The sequence below is a fragment of the Actinacidiphila glaucinigra genome, assembly GCF_035918135.1.
In the GTDB taxonomy this organism is placed as follows: Bacteria; Actinomycetota; Actinomycetes; order Streptomycetales; family Streptomycetaceae; genus Actinacidiphila; species Actinacidiphila glaucinigra.
The window spans coordinates 291,423-316,135 of record NZ_CP109144.1 but is presented as its reverse complement, the minus strand read 5'-3'; the positions used below and the strand labels follow the sequence as shown (position 1 = coordinate 316,135).

At 68.2% G+C, this 24,713-nt stretch carries 16 protein-coding genes and 4 pseudogenes; 10 read left to right on the top strand and 10 right to left on the bottom strand.

The genetic code is table 11. From position 1 onward, the window contains the following. Window positions 1-58: 58 nt before the first annotated feature. From OIE69_RS01455 to OIE69_RS01435, 6 genes and pseudogenes are all read left to right on the top strand, one after another. A complete protein-coding gene (locus OIE69_RS01455) occupies window positions 59-1,492 on the top strand; it encodes an aldehyde dehydrogenase (protein ID WP_326570098.1) in 1,434 nt (477 codons plus the stop codon). Between the two features lie 198 nt (window positions 1,493-1,690). Next, a complete protein-coding gene (locus OIE69_RS01450) occupies window positions 1,691-2,443 on the top strand; it encodes a hypothetical protein (RefSeq protein ID WP_326570097.1) in 753 nt (250 codons plus the stop codon). A gap of 111 nt (window positions 2,444-2,554) precedes the next feature. Next, a pseudogene (locus tag OIE69_RS01445) lies at window positions 2,555-4,218 on the top strand (ISAzo13 family transposase). Between the two features lie 735 nt (window positions 4,219-4,953). Beyond that, window positions 4,954-5,793 carry an oxidoreductase gene (locus OIE69_RS01440; protein WP_326570096.1) on the top strand — a complete coding sequence of 280 codons (840 nt, stop codon included), beginning with the start codon at window positions 4,954-4,956 and terminating at the stop codon, window positions 5,791-5,793. 278 nt (window positions 5,794-6,071) lie between these two features. Next, the gene (locus tag OIE69_RS44690; protein ID WP_392567441.1) at window positions 6,072-6,755 is read left to right on the top strand and encodes an AMP-binding enzyme; all 684 of its coding nucleotides are present in this window, start codon (window positions 6,072-6,074) and stop codon (window positions 6,753-6,755) included. A 96-nt stretch (window positions 6,756-6,851) separates the two neighbouring features. Then, on the top strand, window positions 6,852-7,520 hold the full coding sequence (locus OIE69_RS01435) for a hemerythrin domain-containing protein (RefSeq protein WP_326570095.1): 669 nt from the start codon (window positions 6,852-6,854) through the stop codon (window positions 7,518-7,520). Window positions 7,521-8,867: 1,347 nt separating this feature from the next. On the opposite strand, the gene OIE69_RS01430 is transcribed toward OIE69_RS01435, so the two are convergent. Further along, on the bottom strand, window positions 8,868-9,749 hold the full coding sequence (locus OIE69_RS01430) for an ISL3 family transposase (protein ID WP_326570094.1): 882 nt from the start codon (window positions 9,747-9,749) through the stop codon (window positions 8,868-8,870). Window positions 9,750-10,285: 536 nt separating this feature from the next. On the opposite strand from OIE69_RS01430, the gene OIE69_RS01425 reads away from it, so the two are divergent. After that, a complete protein-coding gene (locus OIE69_RS01425; RefSeq protein WP_326570093.1) occupies window positions 10,286-11,296 on the top strand; it encodes a helix-turn-helix domain-containing protein in 1,011 nt (336 codons plus the stop codon). Between the two features lie 137 nt (window positions 11,297-11,433). Here OIE69_RS01425 and OIE69_RS01420 read toward each other — a convergent pair. The 9 genes and pseudogenes from OIE69_RS01420 to OIE69_RS01380 form a co-directional block, all read right to left on the bottom strand. Further along, a pseudogene (locus tag OIE69_RS01420) lies at window positions 11,434-11,619 on the bottom strand (exopolyphosphatase); the annotation flags it as partial. 69 nt (window positions 11,620-11,688) lie between these two features. Further along, window positions 11,689-12,814, bottom strand: a pseudogene (locus OIE69_RS01415) (DSD1 family PLP-dependent enzyme). A gap of 32 nt (window positions 12,815-12,846) precedes the next feature. Continuing rightward, window positions 12,847-13,233: pseudogene (locus tag OIE69_RS01410) on the bottom strand (ornithine cyclodeaminase family protein); the annotation flags it as partial. 239 nt (window positions 13,234-13,472) lie between these two features. Then, window positions 13,473-14,687, bottom strand: coding sequence for an acyl-CoA dehydrogenase family protein (locus OIE69_RS01405; RefSeq protein ID WP_326570092.1), 1,215 nt, complete (start codon window positions 14,685-14,687; stop codon window positions 13,473-13,475). Between the two features lie 448 nt (window positions 14,688-15,135). After that, a complete protein-coding gene (locus OIE69_RS01400; RefSeq protein ID WP_326570091.1) occupies window positions 15,136-16,236 on the bottom strand; it encodes a Gfo/Idh/MocA family protein in 1,101 nt (366 codons plus the stop codon). Window positions 16,237-16,288: 52 nt separating this feature from the next. Further along, window positions 16,289-16,900 (bottom strand): nuclear transport factor 2 family protein, encoded by a 612-nt coding sequence (locus tag OIE69_RS01395; RefSeq protein WP_326570090.1) that lies wholly within the window; start codon window positions 16,898-16,900, stop codon window positions 16,289-16,291. Window positions 16,901-17,484: 584 nt separating this feature from the next. Then, complete coding sequence (locus OIE69_RS01390; protein WP_326570089.1) at window positions 17,485-17,871, bottom strand: winged helix-turn-helix transcriptional regulator; 387 nt, start codon at window positions 17,869-17,871, stop codon at window positions 17,485-17,487. 259 nt (window positions 17,872-18,130) lie between these two features. Beyond that, window positions 18,131-20,476, bottom strand: coding sequence for an LLM class flavin-dependent oxidoreductase (locus tag OIE69_RS01385; RefSeq protein WP_326570088.1), 2,346 nt, complete (start codon window positions 20,474-20,476; stop codon window positions 18,131-18,133). 240 nt (window positions 20,477-20,716) lie between these two features. Then, entirely contained in the window at window positions 20,717-21,601 is an 885-nt protein-coding gene (locus OIE69_RS01380) for a helix-turn-helix transcriptional regulator (protein ID WP_326570087.1), read from the bottom strand. A 132-nt stretch (window positions 21,602-21,733) separates the two neighbouring features. On the opposite strand from OIE69_RS01380, the gene OIE69_RS01375 reads away from it, so the two are divergent. From OIE69_RS01375 to OIE69_RS01365, 3 genes are read left to right on the top strand one after another with little or no spacing between them, the layout of a single operon-like run. After that, complete coding sequence (locus tag OIE69_RS01375) at window positions 21,734-22,657, top strand: SDR family NAD(P)-dependent oxidoreductase (RefSeq protein ID WP_326570086.1); 924 nt, start codon at window positions 21,734-21,736, stop codon at window positions 22,655-22,657. Window positions 22,658-22,711: 54 nt separating this feature from the next. Next, entirely contained in the window at window positions 22,712-23,584 is an 873-nt protein-coding gene (locus OIE69_RS01370; RefSeq protein WP_326570085.1) for an NAD(P)-dependent oxidoreductase, read from the top strand. Beyond that, window positions 23,581-24,708 (top strand): zinc-binding dehydrogenase, encoded by a 1,128-nt coding sequence (locus tag OIE69_RS01365; protein WP_326570084.1) that lies wholly within the window; start codon window positions 23,581-23,583, stop codon window positions 24,706-24,708. The genes OIE69_RS01370 and OIE69_RS01365 overlap by 4 nt, the downstream gene beginning before the upstream one ends. The last annotated feature ends 5 nt before the right edge of the window (window positions 24,709-24,713 follow it).

The window sequence follows — 24,713 nt, the reverse complement described above, 5'->3', positions numbered from 1 at the left end:
GCCTCAAATCGATAGCCCCCCAACTGCTTTGAGCCTGAGGCTCAGAAAGTGTGCCAACGTGATCATCTATGACAAACTCTTCATCGGCGGCGAGTGGGTGAAGCCCAGCTCAGCCGAGTTGCTCGACATTCGTTCACCGCACGACCAGTCCTTGGTCGGACGTGCCGTGCAGGCCACCTCACCCGATGTCGACAAGGCAGTGGCCGCCGCTCGGAACGCCTTCGACCACGGGCCGTGGCCGCTGACCACCCCTCAGGAGCGGCAGGACCTGGTCGCCCGCTTCAACGAGCTTCACGCGGCGCGAGCTGCCGAAGCCGCCAGACTGATCAGCGCGGAGCGGGGCGCCCCTATCTGGTTCACCAGCTACCTCCAGACCGCGCTCGCCGGCCAGACAGACGCCTACTTGCGTGCCGCGGCGGCCTTCGGATGGGAGGAAGCTCTCGACCCCTCCGGTGTGGCCAAGGGCTTGGTACGCCGGGAGCCCATTGGGGTGGTCGCCGCCGTCATCCCGTGGAACGCTCCCCATCAGTCGGCACTGACCAAGCTCGTCCCAGCCCTGCTGGCCGGCAACACGGTCATCCTCAAAGCCTCACCGGAGAACTCCCTGAGCGTGTTCATGCTGGCAGAGATCATCGCAGAGGCGGGATTTCCCGAGGGCGTGGTCAGCATCATGCCCGCGGACCGCGAGACCAGCGAGTATCTGGTCGCCCACCCTGACGTCGACAAGATTTCCTTCACCGGATCCACGGCTGCCGGACGGCGGATCGCAGCCATCGCGGGCGAACAGCTCAAGCGGGTCAGCTTGGAGCTGGGCGGTAAGTCGGCCACGATCATCCTTGAGGACGCGGACCTCTCCGCCGTCACGGACGGCATCAAGTTCGCCTCGTTCGCCAACAATGCGGAAAACTGCCAGGCGCACACCCGAGTCCTCGCTCCGAGAGGCCGTTACGAGGAAGTCGTCGCAGCGCTCAAGGTGACAGTGGAAAATCTCGTGGTGGGAGATCCCGCTGATGCAACCACCTTCGTTGGCCCAATGGTCAGGGCGGACCAGCAGCGGCGGGTCCGGTCGTACATCGAGCTGGGTGTCGCGGAGGGTGCCCGCCTGGTCACCGGCGGAGCGGATGTGCCGGAAGGACTGGAGGGCGGCAACTACGTCAAGCCCACCCTGTTCGCCGACGTCGACAACCACATGCGGATCGCTCAGGAGGAGATCTTCGGTCCCGTTCTCGTGGTGATCCCTTACGAGGACGAGGAGGACGCGATCAGGATCGCCAACGACTCGCCCTACGGCCTCGGCGGCGGTGTTTGGACGGCTGACACCGACCACGGTGTTGACATCGCCCGCCGAATCCGTACCGGATTCTTCATGGTGAACGCCGCGCCGGTGAGCTTTGAAGGCCCTTTCGGCGGCTACAAGGCCAGCGGTATCGGGCGAGAATTTGGCTCGGCGGGCCTCAGTGAATACGTTGAGCACAAAACGATCAATATCTGACTGGCCCCCGTCGGTGGTCGTCGTGAGAAGTTGGAGGTCCGGGCGATTCGGCCGAATCCTCCGGCGGATTTCCAGCGGAAAAAAATCGACGCGCATTGTTTCGGCGACCTCGACCGGGAATATTTGAACACCGTTGAGATGTGGTGCATGTCGGTCGGAAGAGATGGCAGAGACTGTTGGAGTGCGGGAATGAATAGGATGCATTCAGACCAGGTTGTTGAGGGATTCTTCGAGGTATTCGAGAGGCTGGTCGGGGTGATTCCCGGGGCGTACATGCGCCAAGGGGCCAGTGGGACGCTGCTGTTGGTCAGTGCCATACCGATTCCGACACTGAACGGACTGAGCTTCGAAGCTGAACCGGACTTCGTGGAAGCCGCGGAACTTGCCGGAGAGCTGGCGGGCGGGCAGCTGCCCTGGTCGGTACAGGTGCGAGGCGAGCCGTCTGCGGAGGTAGCCGCCTTCGCTGCGAGGTACGGACTGGCAAACACCATCCGGCTGCCCCTGCTTGCTCTGGAAGAGGACATCACCCTGCCTGCGCCGCAGCTGCCTGAAGGGGCCGTGGTCCGCACGCTCTCCGGGTCGGACCGGCGCGGCTACGCCGACGCACTTGTGCAGGGCTTTGGAATGCCTGCCGAAGTCGCAGCCGTAATGGCAGCCCCCGCGATGCTCGACGGTCCTGGCATGGCTGGCTACGTTGTTGAGCGGGACGGTGCGACCGTAGCAACCGGCTTCAACGTTCTCATGGGAGACCGGGTCGGCCTGTTCAACGGCTCGGTCCCTCCTCAGCACCGCGGTAGCGGCTACTACCGCGCCCTCGTGCTGACGCGCCTGCACGATGCCCGCCAAGCCGGCGCCAAGCTCGCGTTCACGCAGAACTCGCCCATGTCCCGGCCCATTTATGAGTCACTGGGATTTCGTCACGTAGAGACCTGGACCTACCTGACCACCTGAGCCCTCCCCGTAGCCAGCTTGGCCCGCGTTGGTCACGTCCGTTGGAGTGGTGTATTGACGGCCACGCGGTGACGGGCCGAGGCGGTCGAACACGGGCTGGTGGCGCCCCTGATGGCGCTGGTCGAGCCGGACGAGCGGGGTGATCCGCAGTCTCCGCTGCGGTGGACGACCAAGTCGTTGCGTCACCTGGCGGACGAGCTGGCCGGGCAGGGGTTTCGGGTGTCCGCGCCGACCGTGGGCCGTCTGCTCAGGCAGGCGGGCTTCAGCCTGCAAGGCAACGCCAAGACCCTGGAAGGCATCCAGCACCCGGACCCGGGACGCCCAGTTCCGGTATCTCAATGAGCAGGTCAAGGCCCATCAGGCGGCGGGTGAGCCGGTGATCAGGTGGACACCAAGAAGCGCGAGCAGATCGGGCGGATGCCCATGGCCGGGCGGGAGTGGCGCCCGAAGGGCGATCCGGTCCAGGTCGAGGACCACCACTTCTTCTTCAGCTGCCCGGGTGTCGAGCAGGCGATCCCGTACGGGATTTACGACCTTGACCGCAACACCGGCTGGGTCAACGTCGGCATCGACAACGACACCTCCGTCTTCGCGGTGGAGTCCATCCGCGCTGGTGGACCGCCCGCGGCAGCCAGGACTACCCGACTGCGACCCGGCTACTGATCACCGCCGACGCAGGCGGCTCCAACGGCTACCGCTACCGGGTATGGAAAAGCGAGCTGGCCGCGTCGGCCGCCGAAACCGGGCTTGCGATCACGGTCTGCCACTTCCCGCCGGGCACCTCCAAGTGGAACAAGATCGAGCACCGGCTGTTCTCGCACATCACCCACAACTGGCGCGGGCGCCCGCTGACCAGCCACGACGTGGTGATCCAGACCATCGCCGCGACGCGCACCCGCACCGGCCTGCGTGTTGAAGCAGTGCTGGACACCGGTGACTACCCCACCGGGATCGCTATCAGTAAGGACCGCTTCGCAGCCTTGCCGCTGGAGCACCATGCCGTCCACGGACCGTGGAACTACACCCTCCACCCCCAGATTGCCGGCGACACCCTCCTCCCGGACCCGGTCGGCGAGGCCGTAGGTCCCGCCCAGCGCCGTCAGACGATGCTCGCCAAACTGGCCAACGAGCGGCTGACCGGCCTTTCCGCCGAACAACTGGAACACCTGACTGTCACACTCGCCTCCGCTCAGGCCGCCCGCACCCAGCAACGATTCAGCGAACAACGCGGCGGACGAGCCCGCCGAGCCACCGGAAAGCTACGGCACAAACCGCTCTTCGACGACTCGGCCCGGCTCCTGCTCACCCTGCTCTATCAGCGACAGGTCTGCTCGATGAACGTGCTCGCCGACCTGCTGGAAGTCACCGCGACCTGCAGCGCCAGCCACATCCATGAGACCCGTGAGGTCCTGGAGAACCTCGGCCACGTCCCCGGCACCGCCCCGGTCCGCCTCCCCACCGCTCCCGCCTTGCAGGCTTTCCTCGACAGCGACCAGCAACCTACCCGCACCGAGATCATCAACAAGTTGTCCCACCCGGAACTGACCGGCATGTCACGCCCCGATCTCCGCACACTGATCAGCCGCATGGCGCCCCGTCAAATCGCCCAGACCGAGCGCGTGTCCTACGAGCGCCGTGGCGGTGAACCCAGCCAGGCAACCGCAAAGGCGTCTTCCCACAGAAACTCGGTAACCACGAGCGCGTCGTCATCGCCCTCATTTACCTGCGGAAACTGTGCACCCTGGACGTCATCGCCGACGCCTTGGGCGACGTGAGCAGGTCCTCCATCGGCAACGTCGTCCGCGAACTGCGGCCCCTCCTCCAACGAGGCGGCCACCTGCCACCACCGGGAACCACCCGATACCGCTCCGTAGCCGACCTCCTGGCCGCGACAACACTTTGATTCTTTACGGCTCCAGTGCGTGCGGCAACGCTGCCACGAAGCCCCAGGCAGGACGGCTCCGACGGCGTCGACGCGGCAGGCGCCAGAATCAGACCGGGCAGACACCGCAAGAAACCCGACAGTGGTGTGGGACAGGGCCTACAGCAACGGCCCCTGCCGCCAATACCTGTGGCGCGGGGGCATCCGGCACACCATCCCGGAGAAGACCGACAGGCAAGCCGCCCGCCTACGCAAAGGCTCACGTAGCAGACGGTCACCCGGCATCGGCGAAGACCGCTACAAGAAACGCAACACCGTCGAGCGATCGATCAACCGGCAGGACGCCGACAGTGCTCAGCCTGGTGCCCGGATGCACGGTCGAAGTGCTTCACACCCGGCCATGCACTCCAGCAAGGTGATCTGCCGCGCCCGGAACTGCCGGCTGATCATCAGCAGCTCGCTGCCCGCGTGTGGCTGGACTCCTCGGCGACGGCTACGAAGTTCTCAACTGTCGGAGATCAGGGGTCACAGGTAGAGCCTACAGCTGCGACAGGTAGCCGATGTTGGACGGCGCTAGGTGTCGAGACAACGATTGATCTCGGTAAACACCCCTTTGAAAGGCATGCGAATGACGAACGACACGCAAGGCCGCGTCTGGCTGATCACGGGCTGCTCGACCGGGTTCGGCCGAGAGATCGCGCTGGCAGCGCTGGCCGCCGGTGACCGGGTCATGGCGACCGCGCGCCGCCCGGAAGCGCTCGCCGACCTCGTGCAGGCCGGCGGTGACCGCGTCAGCTCGGCGGCACTGGACGTGACGGATCCGGCATCCATCCAGGCCGCGGTGAAGGCGACGCAGGGCGTGTTCGGCCGCATCGACGTCCTGGTGAACAACGCCGGGTTCACCATGCTCGGCGCCGTCGAGGAAACCTCGATGGAGCAGCTTCGATCGCTGATGGAGGTCAACTTCTTCGGTACGGCGGAGGTCACCAAGGCGGTGGTCCCCATGATGCGCGAGCAGGGCAGCGGGACGATCGTGCAGATGAGCTCCCAGGGCGGCCGGATGACATACCCGGGGCTGGGCGGCTACGACGCGTCGAAACACGCGGTTGAGGCCCTCAGCGAGTCGCTGTCGAGTGAGCTGGCGCCTTTGGGCATTCGGGTACTGATTGTGGAGCCCGGCATGTTCCGCACCAAGATCACCAAGAACATGGTCCTGGCTCCTGAGAACCCGGCCTACGCCGCGACTTCGGGTGGCCTCCGCCAGATGGTCGCGGGAGTGCAGGGCAATGAACCGGGTGACCCTGCGAAGGCCGCGGCGGCCATTCTCGATGTGCTCGACGCCGAGAACCCGCCCCTCCGTCTCGTACTCGGCAGTGATGCGGTCGACGCCATGCGTGAGCACCACGAGGCCCTGCTGTCCGACATGGTCACCTGGGACGCGTTGAGCCGCTCGACAGACATTTCGTGACCAGGAGCGGGCACTGACCGCAGCGGGCCGTATTCTCCATCACGCGGCACAGCTCGTGGGATGCAGCCTGCTGCTTTGGCGGAGATGATCGCGCAGGGCCGGCCCGCGCCGGCTGGGGCGGCCCCCGGCATCGGGACAGCCCTGCTGAGCGAGCTCGACGCCCGGCCACGGGATGTGAGCAGTCGGCGGGCCTTCTTCGTATGCGGTTCGGCCTGCCCTCCGTCCGCTCACGAGGAACTTCGAAAAGCGTCGCGGGATGCGACTGATCACGCGTGGGCATGACGGCTTTCTGGCAGTTCCACCGGCCGGACTCGATCATGAGTATGAATAGGCGTACCGCATCACGCAGGGCTGTTTCCCGGTGTCGGTGCAGGCCAGGTTGCTTGGCACCGAGGGTGAAGTACTTGCCCACGATGGCAAGGCGGTACGGGAGTTGGAGGCGCGCCGCTCGTGGATCGCGGGCTCCTGCTTTGGCGGCGCAGGCGCCGACAACCTGTCCTCGAGGACAAGTTCAGCTTGGACGGCTGGCTGCGCACCGGGGACCTCGGCCGGTGCGCCCGGATGGGTATCTCACCCTCACGGACGAGGTCAAGGATGTGACCCAGTCCGGTGATGAGTGGTCCTCCGTCGAAGTGGAGAAGGGCCTCATGGTGTACTCCGCGGTCGCGGAAGCAGCCGTCATCGGGGTTGCCGACGACCGGTGGAGGGAAAGGCCACTGGCCGTCGTGGTGGGGAAGACCGACGTGCCCGCGGCCTACTCCAACTGCTGCACACTTTCTGCCACTCGCGTGGCCGGGTGGCAGGTGCCTGAGCGGTGGACGAGCGTAGAGACGATTGTTCGCAGCGAGCCTGCCCCCACATCCCAGAAGCGTGCAGGCCTCGCGCGCACTCGCGCCCTGTCATCTGGCTCAGAGGGGGGGGCTGAACTCCATCGCGGTTCCGTCCACACCCGAGCGCTGTAATCCCCTGATATCCCGAATGCGGCTGCGGTCGACCTGGGCGCCTCCCTTGGCCGGCATGCAGGCCGATCAGACGCTGCTGACACCCGAAGGAAAACAATGACCAACGCCCACGGCCGCGCCGACATCCGCGACATGCTCGTCGTCCATGAAGCCTTCCGCAGGGCCTACGGCAAGATGCCCGGCCTCGTCCTGGCCGTCTCCCCTGGCGACACGGCCAGGGCCGCCGTTGTGGCAGACCATATCGAGTTGATCAAGGAGTTTTTGCACCTGCATCACAAGGGCGAGGACGAGCTGCTGTGGCCGAAGCTCATAGCGCGGGCGACGCAGGATGTGGCCCCGACGTTGGCGCTCATGGAAGAGCAGCACACTCAGATCGACGGCCTGATCTCCACATGCTCCTCCAGTCTTGTGCGGTGGAGAAGGAATGCCGCCGCATCCGACCGCGACCAGCTCGCTGCGGCGCTGCGGGCGCTCGGTGAGGAACTGACAGCGCACTTGGCCGTCGAGGAGGCGGAGGTGCTGCCCATCGTCGACCGGTACATCACCGCGGCCGAGTGGCACGAGCTGGGAGACCATGCCATCAACGGCCTTCCCAAGAAGAAGCTGCCCATCGTGTTCGGCATGCTGGCTTCTCTTGCCGAACCGGCGGTAGTCACGCTGATGCTGGCCAGCGCTCCCCTCGTGCCGCGCATCATCATGCCCGTGCTGGGGCCGCGAGCCTTCGCATCGCATGCCAGGAAGATCTATGGGGCCAGTGGTTTCTAAAACCGCAGGTAGGCATGGCACAGAGAGTGACCACAGTAGCGAGGCGGCTGCGGCCAGTCTCTTTGTCAGGTGGCCTTGCTCCTCACAACTGGGCAGCGCGTCCACGGGGTAAGCAGCTCAGCGCCTGCTTCCCTGGCCCGCTGACGGATCTGTTCGGCAGTGGGCCGGGGGCCGCCATGCAGCACCGCGGCCCGGGCCGCGTCCCAGTCCGGTGCGTCACCAGCGGTGTGCCAGGCGGCGAGCGTGTGCACGACGTTGACGATGCGGACAGCATCTCCTGCTGCACCGGCCCGGCCCACGGGTACTTCTGGCCGTCGAACGGGCAGCCGCGTACGAGAACGGATCGAGGGGTGGAAGGAGTACCCGTCCTTGGGACGTGCAGGTACGGCTCTCCCTGTGGAGTCACGCCGAGGCGGGCCCGGATTTCCGGCAACCGTGACTGCAGCGTGCCGGTCGCCCATGGCGGGCTGGGTCCATCGCCGTGCATAGCGCGTCGGCGTTCCGGCGGGGCTTGAGCCGGGCGTCGCCGCCGGGCTCGGTACTGGTCGGTTCGGGCTGGTGCGCGCTCCTGCGGGGGTTCATCACGGCAGTAGTGGCATGGGTGGTGTGCCGGGCAGCGCGGGCGTGCCGGCAAGGCGCAGTACAGGTCGTGGAAGGTCCGGCCGGAACCGACTGAGGGCGTGGTGCAGGCAGTCCGCATCCACCAGATGCCTGAGTCTGGGCGGGGTGCGCCAGTGAGGCCCGGTCGCGGTGCGGGCACCGGCGCGCGGCAGGGGGATCTTGAACGGACCGCCGAAACACAGCCCGTGTGCGTGTAGTCCGCGGAGGGCCGGCCGGGCCCTTCGAGGACCTCGAGGTGATCCGCGTCGATGCGGGCATGCCGACCGAGGGGTTCTGCCGTCTGATCGGCGTGCCCGAGCGGACCTGGCGCTGCCATCAGGCCCGTGCCCGCCGCGATGCCGAGCCGCGGGGGGCGTGTGTCGGGTGATCCAGCTGGTCACGTCCCGAACGGACGGCGGTTTGCGGGGCGGAGCCGCCTGAGGGAACGCTTCGCGCAGCCGGCGAACGTAGTGTCTGACCACGGTCATGCCGCCTGGGTAGTCGCGCTCGCGGAGTTCTTGGAACAGCTGGGTGGCGTTGGTGCAGCCTTCCTGCCATCGCTGGTGGAGGTAGGGCTTGTGGGGGTCGAGGATGCTGGTGCGGCCGGTCCACTTGCCGACCAGCAGCTCATCTGGGCTCGCAGCGTGGGCGAGGTGGCTCACGGTGTTGCGGGCCAGGCCGAGCCGGCGGGCGATGGCCCGCTGCCCGAGGCCTTGGCCCAGGAGAGCGCGGACGGCTTTGTGCTGTTCACGGACGCGGTCCGAGAGCCGGCCCGGACCGACGGGGCTCGTCAGACGACGTGGCCGCCAGGGTGTCCAGCGGCGGGACGGTGCCCGTCGGCGTCCGGTCTGAGGGTTCTCGCAGGAGGGCCCGGTGGCCGATGACGGTCTTCTCGACGGCCTCGACGAGGTTGTGCCAGATATGCCAGCGATCAGCGGCATGGACAGCGTGCGGTGCCCCGAGCTGTCCGGCCTCGGCATAGGCAAGGGACCGATCGCGGCAGATCACCTCGACACCGGGATGGTCGGCAAGCCACGCGGCAACCGTCTCCACCGACCGGTCGGACAGCACATCGACCGGACGACGCGTCTCGATGTCCACCAGGATCATGCCGTAGACATGTCCCTTGCGCAGCGCGAACTCATCCACGCCCAGCACTCGCGGCGTCTTGAACGCCGGATCGGGCAGCGTGCGTATCAACCGCAACAGCGTGGATCTGCTTGCGGTGACCGCGAGCACGCGGGTCAGGCGGGCGCCGGCCCGGCCCGCCAGCATCAGTGCCACCTGCCCCAGCACCGCCTGCAAGCCGATACTTCGCCGCCCGTAGCGGAAGGTCAGTCCCTTGACCTGCTCGACGAACGTCGCTTTCGGACACTGCTGTTCGCGGCAGCGGAAACGGCGAACGCGTAATTCGATCACCACACGGCGGCCACCGGCCTCACGATCGGCGAGCCGCCGTACGTACCCGCTGTGCACACGGCTCGATGCCACGCCGCAGCCCGGACACCCCGCCTGCTCCGCCACAGCGGGAGCCCGTACGACAACGAACTCGCCATTCAACAGCACGTCTTCGATCAGTACACTCTCGACCTGGTGGCACCACAGGTCGGCCAGGACCACATCACCCATGGCCGTTCATGATCGCGGCTTCGGTGACCCTCCGTGGCCCGAGCACGGAAACTGATCCAGAACCTCATTTCAACCGTTGCCGACAGCTTCTGAGACACAACAGCAGCGAAAGCGTACAGGCTAGCCCCGGTCAGCCGTCCGTGCGCGGTCACGTGTTCAATGAGCGTTGCACCCGGTACATAGGCAGTGGTCAGGCTTTGTGGGGCGGGTGTGTCACGACCGCCTCCGGATCCCGCTCAGATGGAAAGACCCTGCTCAGGTGATGCCGTCGGGCGCGTCGAGGGCGATCTCGACTTCCTGACGGCTCAGCCATCCGCCGCCCGGCACCGAAAAATCGGCCCGATGCAACACGCCACGGCCCGGCCCCTCGCCGTTCGGCTCGGGGCGTACTGCAACGCCGCCCCCGGCCCGCAAAAGTACTAGCGGAATACATGCTTAAAATTCAGCAAAACCGTTAAGAATGGATCATTTGCCGCAGTACGGTGGGAATCCGCCGTCCAATGCAGGCTCCGCGACCGGTTCAGGAGGAAGCCCGCATGGCAGATGAACTTGACGTAGCGTCGCTGACTCCCGGTGATCGAGCGAATGCGATCCGCGAACTCTCGGGGTTCGTCGTCAACGGCCGCGCAGAGGTGGACCTTCCGTCGGATCCGAATCGCCAGCGGGCTCACGCGACCACCAGCGCGCTCGGGTCGGTGAAAGTCTCGGAGATCGGTTGGAACGTGACCCGCATCCGGCGCACTGCTGCCCCGGTGGACGGGGAGATGGTGCCGCAGATTCTCGTCTCCATCCGGGAAGCGGGGGTCTCCCAGTTCCACCAGGCGGGCAGGCACGGACTGATAAAGGCCGGGGATCTCATGGTGCTCGACAATGCGAAGCCCTACGAGGTTTTGTTCCACGGCCCAGTACGTGGAGTTCTAGTGAGCGTTCCCACGCACATCCTGGGGCTGCGGCCGTCCCTGCTCGATCAGATCACGGCTGGTCCACTCAGTTCGGAGCGACCGGCCGTGGGCGCCACAGCAGCGTTCTTCACCCGACTGGCTCGTCTTCGGGGCGCTGCCGGTAAAGCCGATACCGCCCTGTTCGCGGAGCCCAGTGTCGACCTGATCAGGGCTGTGGTCACCATGGTCCTGTACGGGGACGACCTGGCCAGAACGCTCCTGAACAGCACACTTCTTGAGCGTGTTCAGGAATACGTGCGCCTCCATTTGGCAGACCTCGATCTGACTGCCGAGCGTATCGCAGCCGAGCACAACGTTTCCGTACGCTGGCTCTACCTGACCCTGTCCCGAGCGGGAATCACCCTCGGTGAATGGATCAGGACGCAGCGCCTCGAAGAATGCAGGAGGGAACTGGCTTCGCCAGTGCATCAGTTCATGACGATCGAGGCCATCGCCCACCGGTGGGGGTTCCCCAGCGCACCCCACTTCAGTCGCGTCTTCAAGACGGCGTACGGCGTGAGCCCCCGCGACTTTCGGTTGGGTCAGAGTGGGCTTTCACCGGAAACAAAACATCTCCGGCAGAGCACTTTGGACGGACCACCCTGACCGTACCGGGCCCACCTGGAAGGCGAACCGGAGCCGCCCCGCGCCCCGCTCGGAACGTTCGACTGTGAGCGGGGCAGACGACAGGGCCCCCGCCGGTTGCCGATCCGGCGGGGCCCTGTTCTGTGCGTTGCCGCAGGTCAGCCCTTGCGCTTATCCCGCTCGACGTCCTCTGCCGCTTTGTGGGCGATGCCGTCGAGGATGTCGTGCTCGGAGACCACGACCTCCCGGGCGCCCGTGCGCTCCATGATCCGCAGCAGTACCAGGGCCCTGGTGCCGACCACGTCGACCCGGCCCGGGTGCATCACCGGGATCGCCGCACGCTGCAATCTCACCCGGGGCCGCCTTCACCTACCTCACCGCGTGGATGGTCCGCCCCCCTTGCCCGGGGCAGGTCACCAGCCGGTGATGCGGGGCCAGCGCGCTTGGATCACCGGGGCGGGCTCCGTGCCCTTGCTGCTGTCGACGACGTGGTAGCCGTGGTGCTGGGCGGCGGTGGCGCAGGCGTGGTTGGGCAGGATGCGCAGCCGGGTGCCGACCGGCAGGTCGGGCAAGTCGGTGCCGTCGCGGGCGGTGAGGGTGCCATGTTCCTGGCTCGCGGCCGTCATGACCAGGTTCGGGATGAGGTGGCCGGCCATGTCGGTGACCAGACCGTAGCCCTGGTCCTGGGCCTGGGCGGCGGTGCCGCGGTCGCGGGACATGGCCATCCAGCCGCCGTCGGTGACTATCCACCCGTACTCGGGGCGGTGGCCGATGATGGTGACGACCACCGACAGGGCGAGGTCCTGCACCTGGCAGACGTCGAGGCCGGCCATCACCAGATCGAAGAACATGTAGTTACCGGCCCGCAGTTCGGTGACCCCAGTGAGGTCCTCGGCCGCGTGCGCGGTGGGGGTGGAGCCGACGCTGACGCAGGCCACGGGCATACCGGCCGCACGGAGACGTTCGGCTGCGGCAACCGCGATGTCACGTCTGTGCGGCCAGGCGCTGTTCTTCGGCGCTGTAGGCGAAGTACGACTCGCCTGCGTGGGTGAGCACGCCGTCGAGGCAGGCCGCGTCGTGCAGGATGCGGCCTGCCTCGGTGAGGGCGGGGTCGTCGGGCTTGAGACCACCGCGGTGGCCGTCGCAGTCGATCTCGATCTGGGCCGGGATGGGCAGGCCGGCCTGGCCGGAGGCTTCCGCGACGAAGACGGCCTGCTCGATGCTGTCCAGCAGGACTCGCACGGTCACGCCGCGCCGCAGGAGAGCGATGACGCGGGGGAGCTTGTGGGGATCGATGCCGACGGCGTAGGTGATGTCGGTGTAGCCGCCGTCGGCGAACGCCTCGGCCTCGGCGAGGGTGGAGACGGTGATGGGACACGTGTTGCCGTCGTTCAGAAGCGCGGCGACGTCGAGGCTCTTGGCTGTCTTCATGTGCGGGCGCAGGGTGACCCCGAGCCGGCTGGCCCCGGCCCGCAGGCGTTCGATGTTGCGCAGGCTCCTGTGCACGTCGACAACGGCGAACGGGGTGTCCGGATCCATCAGGGTCTGTGCGGCGGGGGCGGGGGTGGTGGTCACAGGGAGATGTCCATCTTCTTCAGGAGGGCCAGAGCCAGGTAGAGGTCTTGCAGCCCGATCCCGGAACTGTCGAAGACTGTGATGTCACGGTGGTCGGTGCGTCCTTGGGCACGCTGGGTGAGGACTTCGCCGAGGGGGATGAGGACGGTGCCCTCGGGTGCGTGCTGGCTTTCGCCCATGCGGCGTGCCTGTTCGGGCAGGTCGCAGAAGACCCGCGCGCGGGCGAACAGGGCGGGGGGCAGCTCCCGCTTTCCGGGGGCGTCGGCGCCCATGCAGGACAGGTGCGTGCCGGGGCGGACCCACTCGGCCTCGAACAGGGGAGGGTCTTCGGCCCGTGCGGTGGTGGCGGTGACGATCACGTCGGCGCTCGCGCAGGCTTCCTCGGCACCGGCCGCACGTGCTGTGTGTCCCTCTGCGGTGAGTGCGGCAGCCTCGGTCGCTTCGCGGCCTTGTCGCGTCCCACGATCAGGATCTCGCCGATCGGCCGGACCCGGGCGACGGCCCGCGCCTCATAGTCGGCCATGTGAACGGGTTCGGACGGCCCGTTCCGGGCAAGGCCTGCCGCGCGGCCGGATGGGGCGGCGCCCGACCCACAGGGCGCAGACCCCCTCCGGCTGCCGGGTCAGACCATGAGGCTCACTCGCTCGTTCACATTCAGCAGTGTCTTGCCGTAGACCTCCAGGCCGACGGCAGGGATCAGGCCGGCGTGGCGGGCTGCGGTGTTCGCATCACGCCAAATGCGCTGCAGGGTGTTTGCCTCGGCGAAGGCAGAGGCACCGTGCGCGTCCAGCAGGATGCCGATGGCCTCGAGGATCTGGCGGGCCGCGTAGCCCGCCTCGGCCCTGATGTGGGAGCGCGCGGCATATTCCAGAGGACCGGCGGCGGCCGCCTGGTCGACCTGCGAGGTCGCGCGGTGGGTGAGAAGCCTGGCTGTCTCGATCTTCAGCGCGGCCTCGGCCACCTGCGTCTGGATCCCCACCGAGTCCGCCTGCCGGTTGTGAACGGTGAACGACAGCGGCTTTGACACCGCAGCACGTACCACCACGTCCAGAGCCGCCTTGCCCAGCCCGAGCAACGGACCGAGCAGGCACAGCAGCAGCATCGGGCCGAACGAAGCGCCGTACAGCTCCTCCTCGCGGGGCGAGCGCGGGTAGACCCCCTCCGCCGCCTCCGTGACCGAAAGGATTCGGTGAGCGGGGACGAACACATCCCGCGCGACGAGGGTGTTGCTGGCGGTACCCCGCATCCCGGCGGTGTGCCAGGTGTCCTCGATGACCAGTTCCGAGGCGGGAATCAGCACCAGAGCCTGATCCGCGACCGCACCATCCTCGTCCTGCAGGAGTGCGCCGACTGCCGCCCAGGTCGCGTACGGCGCCCCAGAGTTGTACGACCAGCGGCCGCTGACCCGCCAGCCGCCCGCCACCCGCTTCCCGATGCCCGTCGGTGCAGCCACACCGGTCACCCGTGCATCAGGGTCGGCTCCGAACACCTCCTCCTGGGCCTGATCCGGAAACAAGCACGCCAGCCAGTTCGTCACGGAAATGATCATCCCGACCCAGGCCGCCGAGCCGTCGGCTTCGCCGAGCGCCTCCGAGACATCGGTCAGGGTGCGCAGATCCGCCTCCTGACCGCCGTATCGCTTCGGTGTCAGCAGCCGGAAGACGCCGGCGTCGGACAGCGCATGGACGATCTCGGCTGGTACGACGCGGTCCCGGTCACCGCGAGCGGCGTGCTTCCGCAGCAGCGGCTGCAACGCGGCCGCCGCTGCGACCGAATCGGACGTGGGACCGGCCTCGACCGGCCCGCCGGGCACGCCGTGGGACGTGGAGCTGTGCATATATGTCTTCTCCGTCGTGGTCGTTGAGTGTGCTGCTAGAGACGCGGCGCTGCCGGCGGTGACAGCAGGTGTGCTGCCCCGCCGCCCCGGCGCCGGCACGAGACCCGCCGGCGCCTTGACCCGAAAAGCGGCCCCACCGGGCGGGGCGGGATGCCAAGCCGGCAATGCCGGCAACGCTGCCGACACCTTCGTCGTCCGTGGATGGCAGGTGCCCCATCCGCGGTGACGTCCGGTTGTTCGCATGCCGTGGCAGCCCGTGTTGAGCTGCTGCCAGGGTGCGTCAGCCCGGCGAGAGGCACGAGCGCCGGCACGGGCGAACCCGGCCCGAACGCTTGGCGCCCGGCTTCATGGGGCGAGAGGCGGAATCAATCTTATATCGAGCGTTCGTTAAAGTTTTGCGTCATGGTGGGCCCGCGGCCCGAGGAGGGAAACGGTCTCGCGTGCGACGTCAGCCGAGGGGCTGCGCGGTCTGCTGGCGGGACGAGTCCTTGATGGCGTCCATCAGTCGGTGGCGTGTGTGGGCATAGGTGAAGTCGGGGGCTGTGTGGGTGCCTTCGCGCAGGTCGCGTCCCAGGTGGGTGTAGAGCGCGGCGACGTTCCTGGCGGGGCCGACGAGGCCGTCGGGGATACCGGCGGAGTACTCGGCGGGCACCTCGAGCTTGGACACGGTGGCGTCTTCGCCGAAGCCGGCTTCGAGGGTGAGGTCGGTGACCTGGATGTTGCCCCAGGGGGCGGTCAGGACGATGTCGCCGTCGGTGCCGTTGATCTCCCAGCGGAAGTTGTCTCCGCGGGAGGCGCCGCCGCGGTAGAAGACCGAGGCCGCGGCGCCGTTCTCGAGGGTGCCGATGACCGAGATCTGGTCGGGGGCGGTGACGGGGAACACGGTGTTGCCGTCGTCGGTGACGGTCACCTCGGTGCGGCCGCGCACGAGGTTGGCCGACAGGTGGTCGAATTCCCCGAGAGTGACATTCAGTGCGTCGATGGCGTGCAGGGCGGCGCCGGACAGGGGGGTGGCGCCCTGCGTCTCGTCGTACCAGTAGGTGTGGGCCCTGGTGGTCTGCCCGTTCCAGACCATGCCGGAGGCGACGAGAGTAGTGCCGATGACCCGGCCGATCCTGCCGTTCTGGATCAGGTGGCGCGCGTAGCGCAGTTCGGGGTGGTAGCGGCCTTGCAGGCCGATGGCGGTGCGCACCCCGGCGGCGTCTGCACGCTGGGTGAGCTCGGTGGCATCCGCCAGGTTCAGGGCCAGCGGCCATTCGCTGTAGACGGTCTTGCCGGCGTCGATCGCGGCCGTGATGAGCTCCCGGTGGTGGGGGACCTTGACCGCCACCACGACGATGTCGATCCCCGGGTGGGCCAGCAGGGCGGCGTGGTTGTCGAACGCCGCCTCCACCCCGAATTCCCGCACGGCCGCCTCGGCGGACTCGCGGCGGGAGGTGCTGACGGCACGCAGTGTGAAGTCCGGCAGGGCCTTGAGGGCGGGGATGTGGCTGATGGAGGCCCAGCCGCCCGGGCTGCCGCCGATGATGCCGACGCCGATGGTGCTCATGTCGTTACTCCTGAGGTGACGGGCCCTGTGCGGGCCGAAGGGGTGGTGGGTGTTACTTCTTCGGCGCGGTGGACGGTGTCCAGTTGGGGACGGTGTCCACCCGGAACCGGGACAGCACGGTGCTGGAGATGTACCAGTGGCCGTGGATCCGCCGATAGGTGTCGCGGTACTCGCCGTAGCCGTGGAAGCCGTTCTTGTAGCTGGATCCGGCGGGGAAGCTCACGTAGTCCTCCATCGCCCAGATCGCCGTGGCGCGGTTCCCGTGCACCTGGATCTCGGGCAGGAAGCCCTGGTGGGCGGTGGGGGCGTCCCCCAGGAGCGCCGCCGTGTTCTTTGCGAGGTCCTTGCCGCTGCTGTACTTCACGCCCACGTCGATGGTGGGGTGGGCGGTGAAGAGCGCGGCCAGCTTGGACCACTGCTTGCTGTCGATGTAGCGGAAGTAGCGCGCCTTCAGCTGGCGGATGTCCTCGATGTCGGCGAGCCGCTGCACCGTGGCCGCGTTGTGCGCCGCAGCGGACTGCGCGGGGTGGTGCGCGGCGGACGCGGGCTGGGAGGCCCAGGCGGCCGCGCCCGCGCCCCCGCCGGCCAGCAGTGCGGCCACGGCGGCGGCGCCGACCACACGTGAACGCCATGCGGAAGGCGTGCGGGATTCCTGCTTGCTCATGCTGTGTCCTTTCGGCGCCGCATCCGTGCGTGGGCGGCGTTCGTTGAGTCCCGGGCCTGTGAGTGACCGACGTGGCGCTCACCGAGGAAGCGCCGCACTACCGGTCGGTCGCGACCCGGCCACGTCAGCCAGTGAACCCTATGTGGAACGATGCGTCAAAAAAATAATCGAGTTTTCTGCCTCAAATGTGAGGAATATTTGTAGCGATCGTTCGGGGCGAAGATCGCTCGCTCGTCGCCCGCACGGGCCGCTCACGCAGTGAGTCCCCCCGTCCACCTGGCCGGCTGGCGACTCGATTGGGTCCGACGCCCTGGGCAGCCTCCGCGTCCCAGGGTTGTGGCGCCCGCGGCCAGGCCGATCGGCAGCCAGGTACGGCCGCCGGTGGCGCGAGGCTCGGGGCGGCCACCGAGGGCAGGTCAGCCGCACGCTCGATGAGCTGGGTCATGGCCTCGGGGTGGGAGACAGGTGCGGCGTGCGAGGACGGCACTTCAACCGAGACGGCATGGCCCCGGGTCCAAGACGGGGCGCCGGGTTTTCACCCGGCTCCATGGCGGCGGTGCACACGTGGCGCCACCGCCCTGCGGTCAGCCGGGGTGGTGGGCGGGCGGTTGCGCCGTGCCCGCCGGGACGGAGCGGCGGGCCATCCACTGGACCAGGGGTTGGAGTGCCCTCAGCAGTGCTTGGCCGTCCGGGGTCAGGCTGTAGCGGATCTGCACGGGCGTGGTCGGCATCACTGTGCGCTCGATCAGCCCCTCGGCGGCCAACTCCTTCAGGCGCTGGGTCAGCAGGCGGTCGGAGATACCACCGACCATCGTCCGGAACTCTCCGTGGCGCCGGGCGCCATGTGCGGCGGCCGCCAGAATTCCACCCGTCCAACGTCGCCCGACAAGCTCCAGCGCGCCCAGCAGATTCGGGCAGGCGCTGTCGTCGATGGTGCGTTCTGTGCACTGCGCGGATGGTGAAGCATGCATTCCGAAAACTCCAATTCAAGGACGGTTGCCTGGTCGACGGAGACCGAGGGTCGGCCGGAGAGCCGGCACACCTCCCGGCACCGGACGGCGGGAGCGGCGCGCGTTGCACGACGGTTGCCGCATCTGAATCTCGCTGTGGCACCGCTCTGCTGCCGCCGTTGTCAACGCGCCAGCGACGAGCGCCGTTTTCTCGTTCTCGGGAAGGACGACGGTGCCCGGTGCGGGCCCGGCGGGAGCCCGGCGCGGAAGGTCTTGAGGGTCAGCGCCGGGCGGGGGCTGCTCCGCCGGCGTGGGCGGCACCGTCGCAGGGCGCCGCGGGCGGGATGGCGAAGTTGCGATTGAAGACGTTGTCCGGATCCCATGCGGCCTTCAGGGCGCGGAGCCGGGTGAGGACGGGCTCTGGGAAGGCGTCCGCCAGACGGGCCGGGTCGGTGTCCGTCTCGAAGCTGGGGTACATGCCGTTCAGGTGCGGGTACAGCCGTGCCCAGTGGGCGTTCATGCGGCTGACATGGCTGGAGGCGGTGGCGGCGATGACGGAGAAGTTCTGGGTGCGGTGCGACCAGGCCATTGCGTCCTCCGGGATGTCGTGCACGGCGCCGCCCATCGAGCGGAACTGCATGACCATCACGTCGCCCGACTTCATCGCCTTCTCGACGATGGCGGCGGCCTCCGGGGTGATGTGGTCCAGCAGCCCGCTGCGGGTGTTTCCCAGGCCTTGGCCGCGGTGCTGGTTCTCGGGCGGGGCGACGATCAGGTGGTACGGGACGAGCTGCGCCTGCTGGTCCAGGACCGGGCCGGCGCCCATGAACGGGGTCAGGGCGTTCTGCGCGTCCTCGGTGTCGTCTCCCGCGTAGACCAGGGTGATCTGCGCGGTGACCGGCCCGCCGCGGCGGCCGGGGAACATCGATATGAAGCTGGTGATCTCCCGCGGGGCGGCTTCGACCAGCCGTCCCCATTCCAGGAGGAAGCCGGCCGTGTCGGTGGCGTCCACGACCAGCGTGGCGTAGGCGACGTTCTCGACCTCGTACGCCTGCAGTTCGAAGGCGGTGACGATGCCGAAGTTGCCGCCCGCGCCCCGGATCGCCCAGAACAGTTCCGGGTGGTGCTCGGCGTCGACGCGCAGCCTGCGGCCGTCGGCGACGACGATCTCGGCGGCGGTGAGGTGGTCGATGGTCAGGCCGTGCTTGCGGGCCAGGTAACCCAGACCGCCGGCGGTGGCGAGGCCGCCGACACCGACGTCGCCGTAGTCGCCGGAGCTCATGGCCAGCCCGTAAGGTGCGAGCGCGCGGGCCACATGTCCCCAGCGTGCGCCGGGGCCGACGCGGATGCGTCCGGTGGTCCGGTCCAGGACCTCGACGGAGTTCATCTTCGACAGGTCGATGATGATGCCGCCGTCGTTGGTGGACCGGCCGCTGATGCCGTGGCCGCCGCTGCGTACCGAGAGCGCGACGTTCTGGGCGCGCGCGTAGGCGAGGGCGGCAACGACGTCGTCTGAGTTCTCGGCCCGGATGACCAGGGCGGGCGATCCGGGATGGATATAGCTGTGGCGGACGTCCTCGTAGGCGGGATCGCCCGGCTCGACGACCTTCTGCGCCAGGGATGCGGGGACCGCGTCGTAGTCGATGGTGTCGCGCCGCCCGGCGAGGACGACAGCCGTTCGGTCCGGCACCGTGCCGGTGCCGGCGGGGGCGGTCGACCGCTCGCGGGCGACGGCCTCACGCAGGGCGGGCGCCACCTCCTCGCCGAAGGTCCGGATCAGCCGGGCGTCGTCGCGGCCGATGAGGAACGCAGAGAAACCCTGCTCCAGGACCAGCGGAAGCAGTTCTTCGACCCACTGTCGCGGCGGGCCCTGGAGGTGACCGCGCCGTGTGGCGGTGAAGTCCACGCTGAAGAGGTTGAGCAGGCGCCGGATCTCCTTCGGGTCGCGGCCCTTCTCGAGGGCGGCGTCGTCGATGATCTTGTTCGCCTCCACCATCCCCGGGGTCCGGAGGTATTCCAGTGTCGGAAGCCAGCCGTTGGCCTTGCGGCCTGTCAGGCTCAGCATGCGCGGTTTGTAGGCGCCCAGCCACACGCTGATGTCGTGAGAGGGGCGCGGCCCCCGCTTCATCGACGGGACGGTGTAGTGCTCACCCTGGAAACGCAGGGAGCCGCGCTCGCCGCTGTCCCAGGCGCCGCGGAGGATGTCGATCGCCTCGTCGAGAGCCTCGACGCCCTGCCCAGGGCTCAGACGGGGTCCGCCCATGGCGTGAACGGCGTCGGGGAAGGCGCCCGCGCCGAGTCCGAGTTCGAAGCGGCCCTTGGACAGGACGTCGATGCTCGCCGCGGTACGGGCGAGCATCGACGGTGGCCGCAAGGGCAGGTTCGTGACGTTCGCCGATACGCGGATGCGGCGGGTTCTGGCCGCCACCCAGGTGAGCAGAGTATAGGTGTCAAGAAAGTCCGCATTGTACGGATGATCCTGGAACGTGGCGACGTCCAGCTGGGCAGTCTCCGTGAGTTCCGCAAGCGCCACGGCTTGCGCCGGATCCTGTGCGGTGGGGGTGATGAATGTGCCGAGCAAGAGTTCGTGGCCGTAGTCGGGCATGCACTTCCTCTGGGTGGGCATTCAGGCAGTTCATCTGCCAGACGTATGGTATCGAAAGCAACACATCTATGAAGCTGCGCATTCCTGGCGTCTGGGCGAAGAGAGGGACGGCTATCGCTGGGCACCTGCGAAAGGTCGTCGCATGCCGTGTGTGTGGGGGGGCCGGACACCTCACGCGCTGGTGTGCTCAGGCCGCGGAGCGCCGCCGGCCGCACCGTTCGCGTGCATTTTCGGTGCGGCTGATGATGTTGCACCCGATGGTTACGAGGCGGTGTTGCCGGGTGCAGGCTGGTCGGCGGCCGGTGAACTGCCGGCACGGTCCGGGGCGTGCATGCTGGCGAGGAGACGGAGGCGTTCCTCGGAGGCGCTGCCCGGCTGTGCGTGGTATGTGATCAGCGTTTGACCGGCGCTCGGTATGAGCAGCTTTTCGTAGCGCAGTTCCAGCGGTCCGGCCTGGGGGTGGCGGAACAAGGTGGTGCCGCTGGTCTTGTGCTTGACGTCCTGGCGGGCCCAGAGGGTGCGGAAGCGTTCGCTGCCCAGGGTGAGCTCGCCGACGATCTCGACGAGTCGCGGGTCGTGGATGTCGGCACCGACGATGGAGCGCAGGTAGGGGACGACCCGGGCGGTCATGTCGTCCCAGTCCTGATGGAGCTCTCGCATCTCGGGTTCCAGGAATGCGGCCAGGATGCCGTTGCGGCCGGGGGCGTTGAATGGCGAGAGCGCGAGGGCGAGGTTGTTGGCGGCCAGTATGTCCATGTACTTGCCGTGGACGTATGCCGGAGTGAGCGGCCAGGAGTCGATGAGGGTGCGAATGCCGTCGCTGACCCTCTCGGGCCTGCGGGGCCGTTTGCGCTGGGGGCCTTTTGGTGCGGCGATCTGCAACAGGTAGGCCGTGGCCTCCTCGTCCAGCCGCAGGGCGCGGGCGATGCTGCGCAGGACCTGCTCGGAGGGATTTTTGTCGCGGCCCTGTTCCAGGCGGTTGTAGTAGTCGGAACTGATTCCCGCGAGGAAGGCGACTTCCTCGCGGCGCAGCCCCGGGACGCGCCGGTTGCCTTGATCGAGAACGCCGGCCTCATCTGGTGAGATGAGCTCCCTGCGGGCGCGCAGGTAGCGACCCAGTGCGTTGGCGTCTTCGGTGGTTGGCATGTCTCCAGCGTACGAAGGCATTCCGGTTCCCTGGGTGGCCCTGCCGGTCCCAGTCTCAGCCCGTCCTGGTCTGCCTGCCGGCGTTCGGTGCAGCCTGGCGGCACAGTCCACGAAGCAGGAGGAATGCATCACATGTCCCAGCTCTTCACCACTGAATTCAACCGCGACAGCACCGCCTCCGAGGTGATCGAGGGCGTCGACCTGTCCGGCAAGCGGGTGGTCGTCACGGGGGCCAACTCGGGCATCGGGGTCGAGACCGCCCGCGCTCTGGCGGCTGGCGGTGCCGAGGTCACGCTCGCCGTGCGCCGTCCCGAGGCCGGCGAGCAGGCCGCGGCGGACCTGCGCAAGGCCACCGGGAACGAGGCGATCCACGTCGCCCGCCTCGATGTGTCCGACCTGGAGTCGGTACGCGCGTTCACCGCCGCCTGGCAGGGCCCGCTGCATGTTCTGATCAACAACGCCGGAATCATGATGCCGCCGGAACTCGAGCGCGGCATCGCCGGCCACGAGCAGCAGTTCGCCACAAACTACCTAGGGCACTTCGCCCTGACCCTGGGGCTGCACGGCGCGCTCGCCGACGCGGAGGGTGCGCGCCTGGTCTCGGTGTCCTCCGGCGGTCACCTGTTCTCTCCCGTCGTCTTCGACGACATCGACTTCCGCTTCCGCCCGTACGACGCGCTCACCGCCTACGGGCAGTCCAAGACGGCCGAGGTCCTGCTGGCCGTCGAGGCGCAGCGCCGCTGGGCCGGTGAGGGCATCACGGCCAACGCCCTGCACCCCGGTGCGATCGCCACCAATCTGCAGCGCCACACCGGCGGCCTGCGGACACCCGAGCCGTACCGCAAGACGGTCGAGCAGGGCGCCGCGACCACCGTGTTCCTCGCCGCGTCGCCCCTGGTCGAAGGGGTCGGCGGCCGCTACTTCGAGGATGTCAACCAGGCACCGGTGGTCGACGCCCGTCCCATGCAGCTCGGTGTTCCCGGCGTGGCCCGCTACGCGCTGGACCCGGCGAACGCCGAGCGCCTGTGGGAGCTCGCCAGCGGCATCGTCCGCTGAGCGCGGACGGTCCGGTCTCCGCTTCCTCACCCGCACCAACGAAGGACCACTGCAATGACGACAATCTTGAAAGCCGGCTTCATCGGTCTCGGTGACCAGGGCGGCCCCATGGCGGAAGCCATCGGCGAGCACGGCTTCGAGCTGCACGTATGGGCCCGGCGCCCCGCCTCGCTGGCCGCGGTGGAGAAGGTCCCGCACACCGTTCACGACACCGTGGCCGACCTCGGGGCGTCCGTCCAGATGATCGGGTTGTGCCTGCGCGACGACGCCGACCTGTGGGACGTCCTGGACGGCCAGGGCCTGCTGGCCGCTGTCGCTCCCGGAACGATCATCGTCAACCACGGCACCGGCGACCCCGCCGAGGCCGTACGCATCGCCGACCACGTCGCCCGGGCCGGAGGGATCTACCTCGACGCACCCGTGAGCGGCGGCAGCCCCGGCGCCCGCGCCCGCACCCTGACCACCTTCACCGGCGGGTCCCGGGACGCCTTCGAGGCGGCCCGGCCGGTGTTCGCCACGTTCAGCGACACGGTCAAGCTGATGGGGCCAGCCGGTGCGGGGCAGTTCACCAAGCTGTTCAACAACGCGCTGACCATCACCAACATGAAGAACGCCGAGGACGTCCTCGGTCTGGCCGCCCAGGTCGGTCTGGACATCCCGGCCCTCATCGAAGTGGTCTCCGCCAGCAGCGGCGGCAGCGCGGCGCTCCGCGCCCTCGGCGGCGACATCTCACCGGAACTGGCCGAACACGTCCACACCCTCATGCACAAGGACATGCACCACTTCGCCGACGCTGTACGCGCAGGTGGTGGTGACCCCTCCGAGGTGCTGGAACGCGGCCTCGCCGGTGCCGCGGGCCTGGTCGAAACGGCCCGCATGGTGGCCCGTACCCGGAAGAGCGCCATAGCGGGCCGAGGTGACGCGTGACCGCCAGGATCCCGGCGACCAGCCGCGCGGCCGCACTGACCGCCACCGGCGAAGCACTGCAGGTACTGGACGTGGAGATACCCGCGGTCATCGAGCGGGACGCGTTGCTGGTCCGCATGACCGCCGCGACGCTGTGCGGCACCGACATACACATCGCGGACGGCTCCGCGGGTGATGTCGGCGGCGCACTGCCCCTGATTCTCGGGCATGAGATGGTGGGCCGGATCGCGGCCTTCGGCGACGGTCCGCGCACCGACTCGCTCGGCCAGCCACTCGCGGAGGGCGATCGGGTCGTCTGGACCCACGGCATGTGCGGCCGCTGCCGCGCCTGCGTCATCGACGGCGAGCCGAGCCTGTGCGAGAACCGGCGCCGTTACATGACCGAGAGCACTCACACCTACCCGTTCCTGCACGGCGGCTTCTCCGAATACGGGTACGTGTACCCGACCGCCGGCAGGGTCCGCGTCCCGGACGATGTCCCGGACGCAGTGGCCTCCGCCGCGGCGTGCTCGCTGCGCACGGTGATGCACGGCTTCGAACGGCTGGGCCGAATAGCCGCGACCGACACGGTCGTGGTGCAGGGCGCCGGACCGGTCGGACTGTTCGCCGTGGCCAAGGCGGTCGCCGAGGGTGCGGGCCGGGTCATCGTGATCGGCGGTCCCGCCGAGCGGCTCGAGGTCGCCGCCCAGTGGGGCGCCGACGTGTGTATCGACGTGGCCGAGGTCACCTCCGGCGCGGAGCGCGCAGCGATCGTGAAGGAACTGACCGACGGCCGGGGCGCCGAGGTCGTGCTGGAGATGTCCGGCGTCCCGTCGGCCTTCTCCGAGGGCATCGACATGCTCCGGCCCGGTGGCCGCTACCTCATCGTCGGCCAGGCCCATCAGCGCGACGTGCCGTTCAACCCCAGTGCGATCATGCACAAGCAGGCGACGCTGATCGGGTCCCGATCCGCTGGCGTCGACCACTACTGGAAGGCCCTGGACTTCCTCCGCACCCACGCGGACCGCTTCGCCTGGGACGCCCTGCTCTCGAACCGGTACCGGCTGGACGAGATCAACACGGCGTTCGAGCGGATGCGTACGTGGAGCGAGATCAAGCCCGTCATCGAATTCGACTGGGCCTGAGGTAG

Excerpts from the sequence above, each read along its gene's own strand:
- OIE69_RS01430 (WP_326570094.1), bottom strand. The coding sequence starts at position 9,749 with ATGGGTGATGTGGTCCTGGCCGACCTGTGGTGCCACCAGGTCGAGAGT.
- OIE69_RS01385 (WP_326570088.1), bottom strand. The coding sequence starts at position 20,476 with ATGCCCACCCAGAGGAAGTGCATGCCCGACTACGGCCACGAACTCTTG.
- OIE69_RS01405 (WP_326570092.1), bottom strand. The coding sequence starts at position 14,687 with ATGCACAGCTCCACGTCCCACGGCGTGCCCGGCGGGCCGGTCGAGGCC.
- OIE69_RS01400 (WP_326570091.1), bottom strand. The coding sequence starts at position 16,236 with ATGAGCACCATCGGCGTCGGCATCATCGGCGGCAGCCCGGGCGGCTGG.
- OIE69_RS01435 (WP_326570095.1), top strand. The coding sequence starts at position 6,852 with ATGACCAACGCCCACGGCCGCGCCGACATCCGCGACATGCTCGTCGTC.
- OIE69_RS44690 (WP_392567441.1), top strand. The coding sequence starts at position 6,072 with ATGACGGCTTTCTGGCAGTTCCACCGGCCGGACTCGATCATGAGTATG.
- OIE69_RS01380 (WP_326570087.1), bottom strand. The coding sequence starts at position 21,601 with ATGCCAACCACCGAAGACGCCAACGCACTGGGTCGCTACCTGCGCGCC.
- OIE69_RS01375 (WP_326570086.1), top strand. The coding sequence starts at position 21,734 with ATGTCCCAGCTCTTCACCACTGAATTCAACCGCGACAGCACCGCCTCC.
- OIE69_RS01440 (WP_326570096.1), top strand. The coding sequence starts at position 4,954 with ATGACGAACGACACGCAAGGCCGCGTCTGGCTGATCACGGGCTGCTCG.
- OIE69_RS01450 (WP_326570097.1), top strand. The coding sequence starts at position 1,691 with ATGCATTCAGACCAGGTTGTTGAGGGATTCTTCGAGGTATTCGAGAGG.
- OIE69_RS01395 (WP_326570090.1), bottom strand. The coding sequence starts at position 16,900 with ATGAGCAAGCAGGAATCCCGCACGCCTTCCGCATGGCGTTCACGTGTG.
- OIE69_RS01370 (WP_326570085.1), top strand. The coding sequence starts at position 22,712 with ATGACGACAATCTTGAAAGCCGGCTTCATCGGTCTCGGTGACCAGGGC.
- OIE69_RS01390 (WP_326570089.1), bottom strand. The coding sequence starts at position 17,871 with ATGCATGCTTCACCATCCGCGCAGTGCACAGAACGCACCATCGACGAC.
- OIE69_RS01425 (WP_326570093.1), top strand. The coding sequence starts at position 10,286 with ATGGCAGATGAACTTGACGTAGCGTCGCTGACTCCCGGTGATCGAGCG.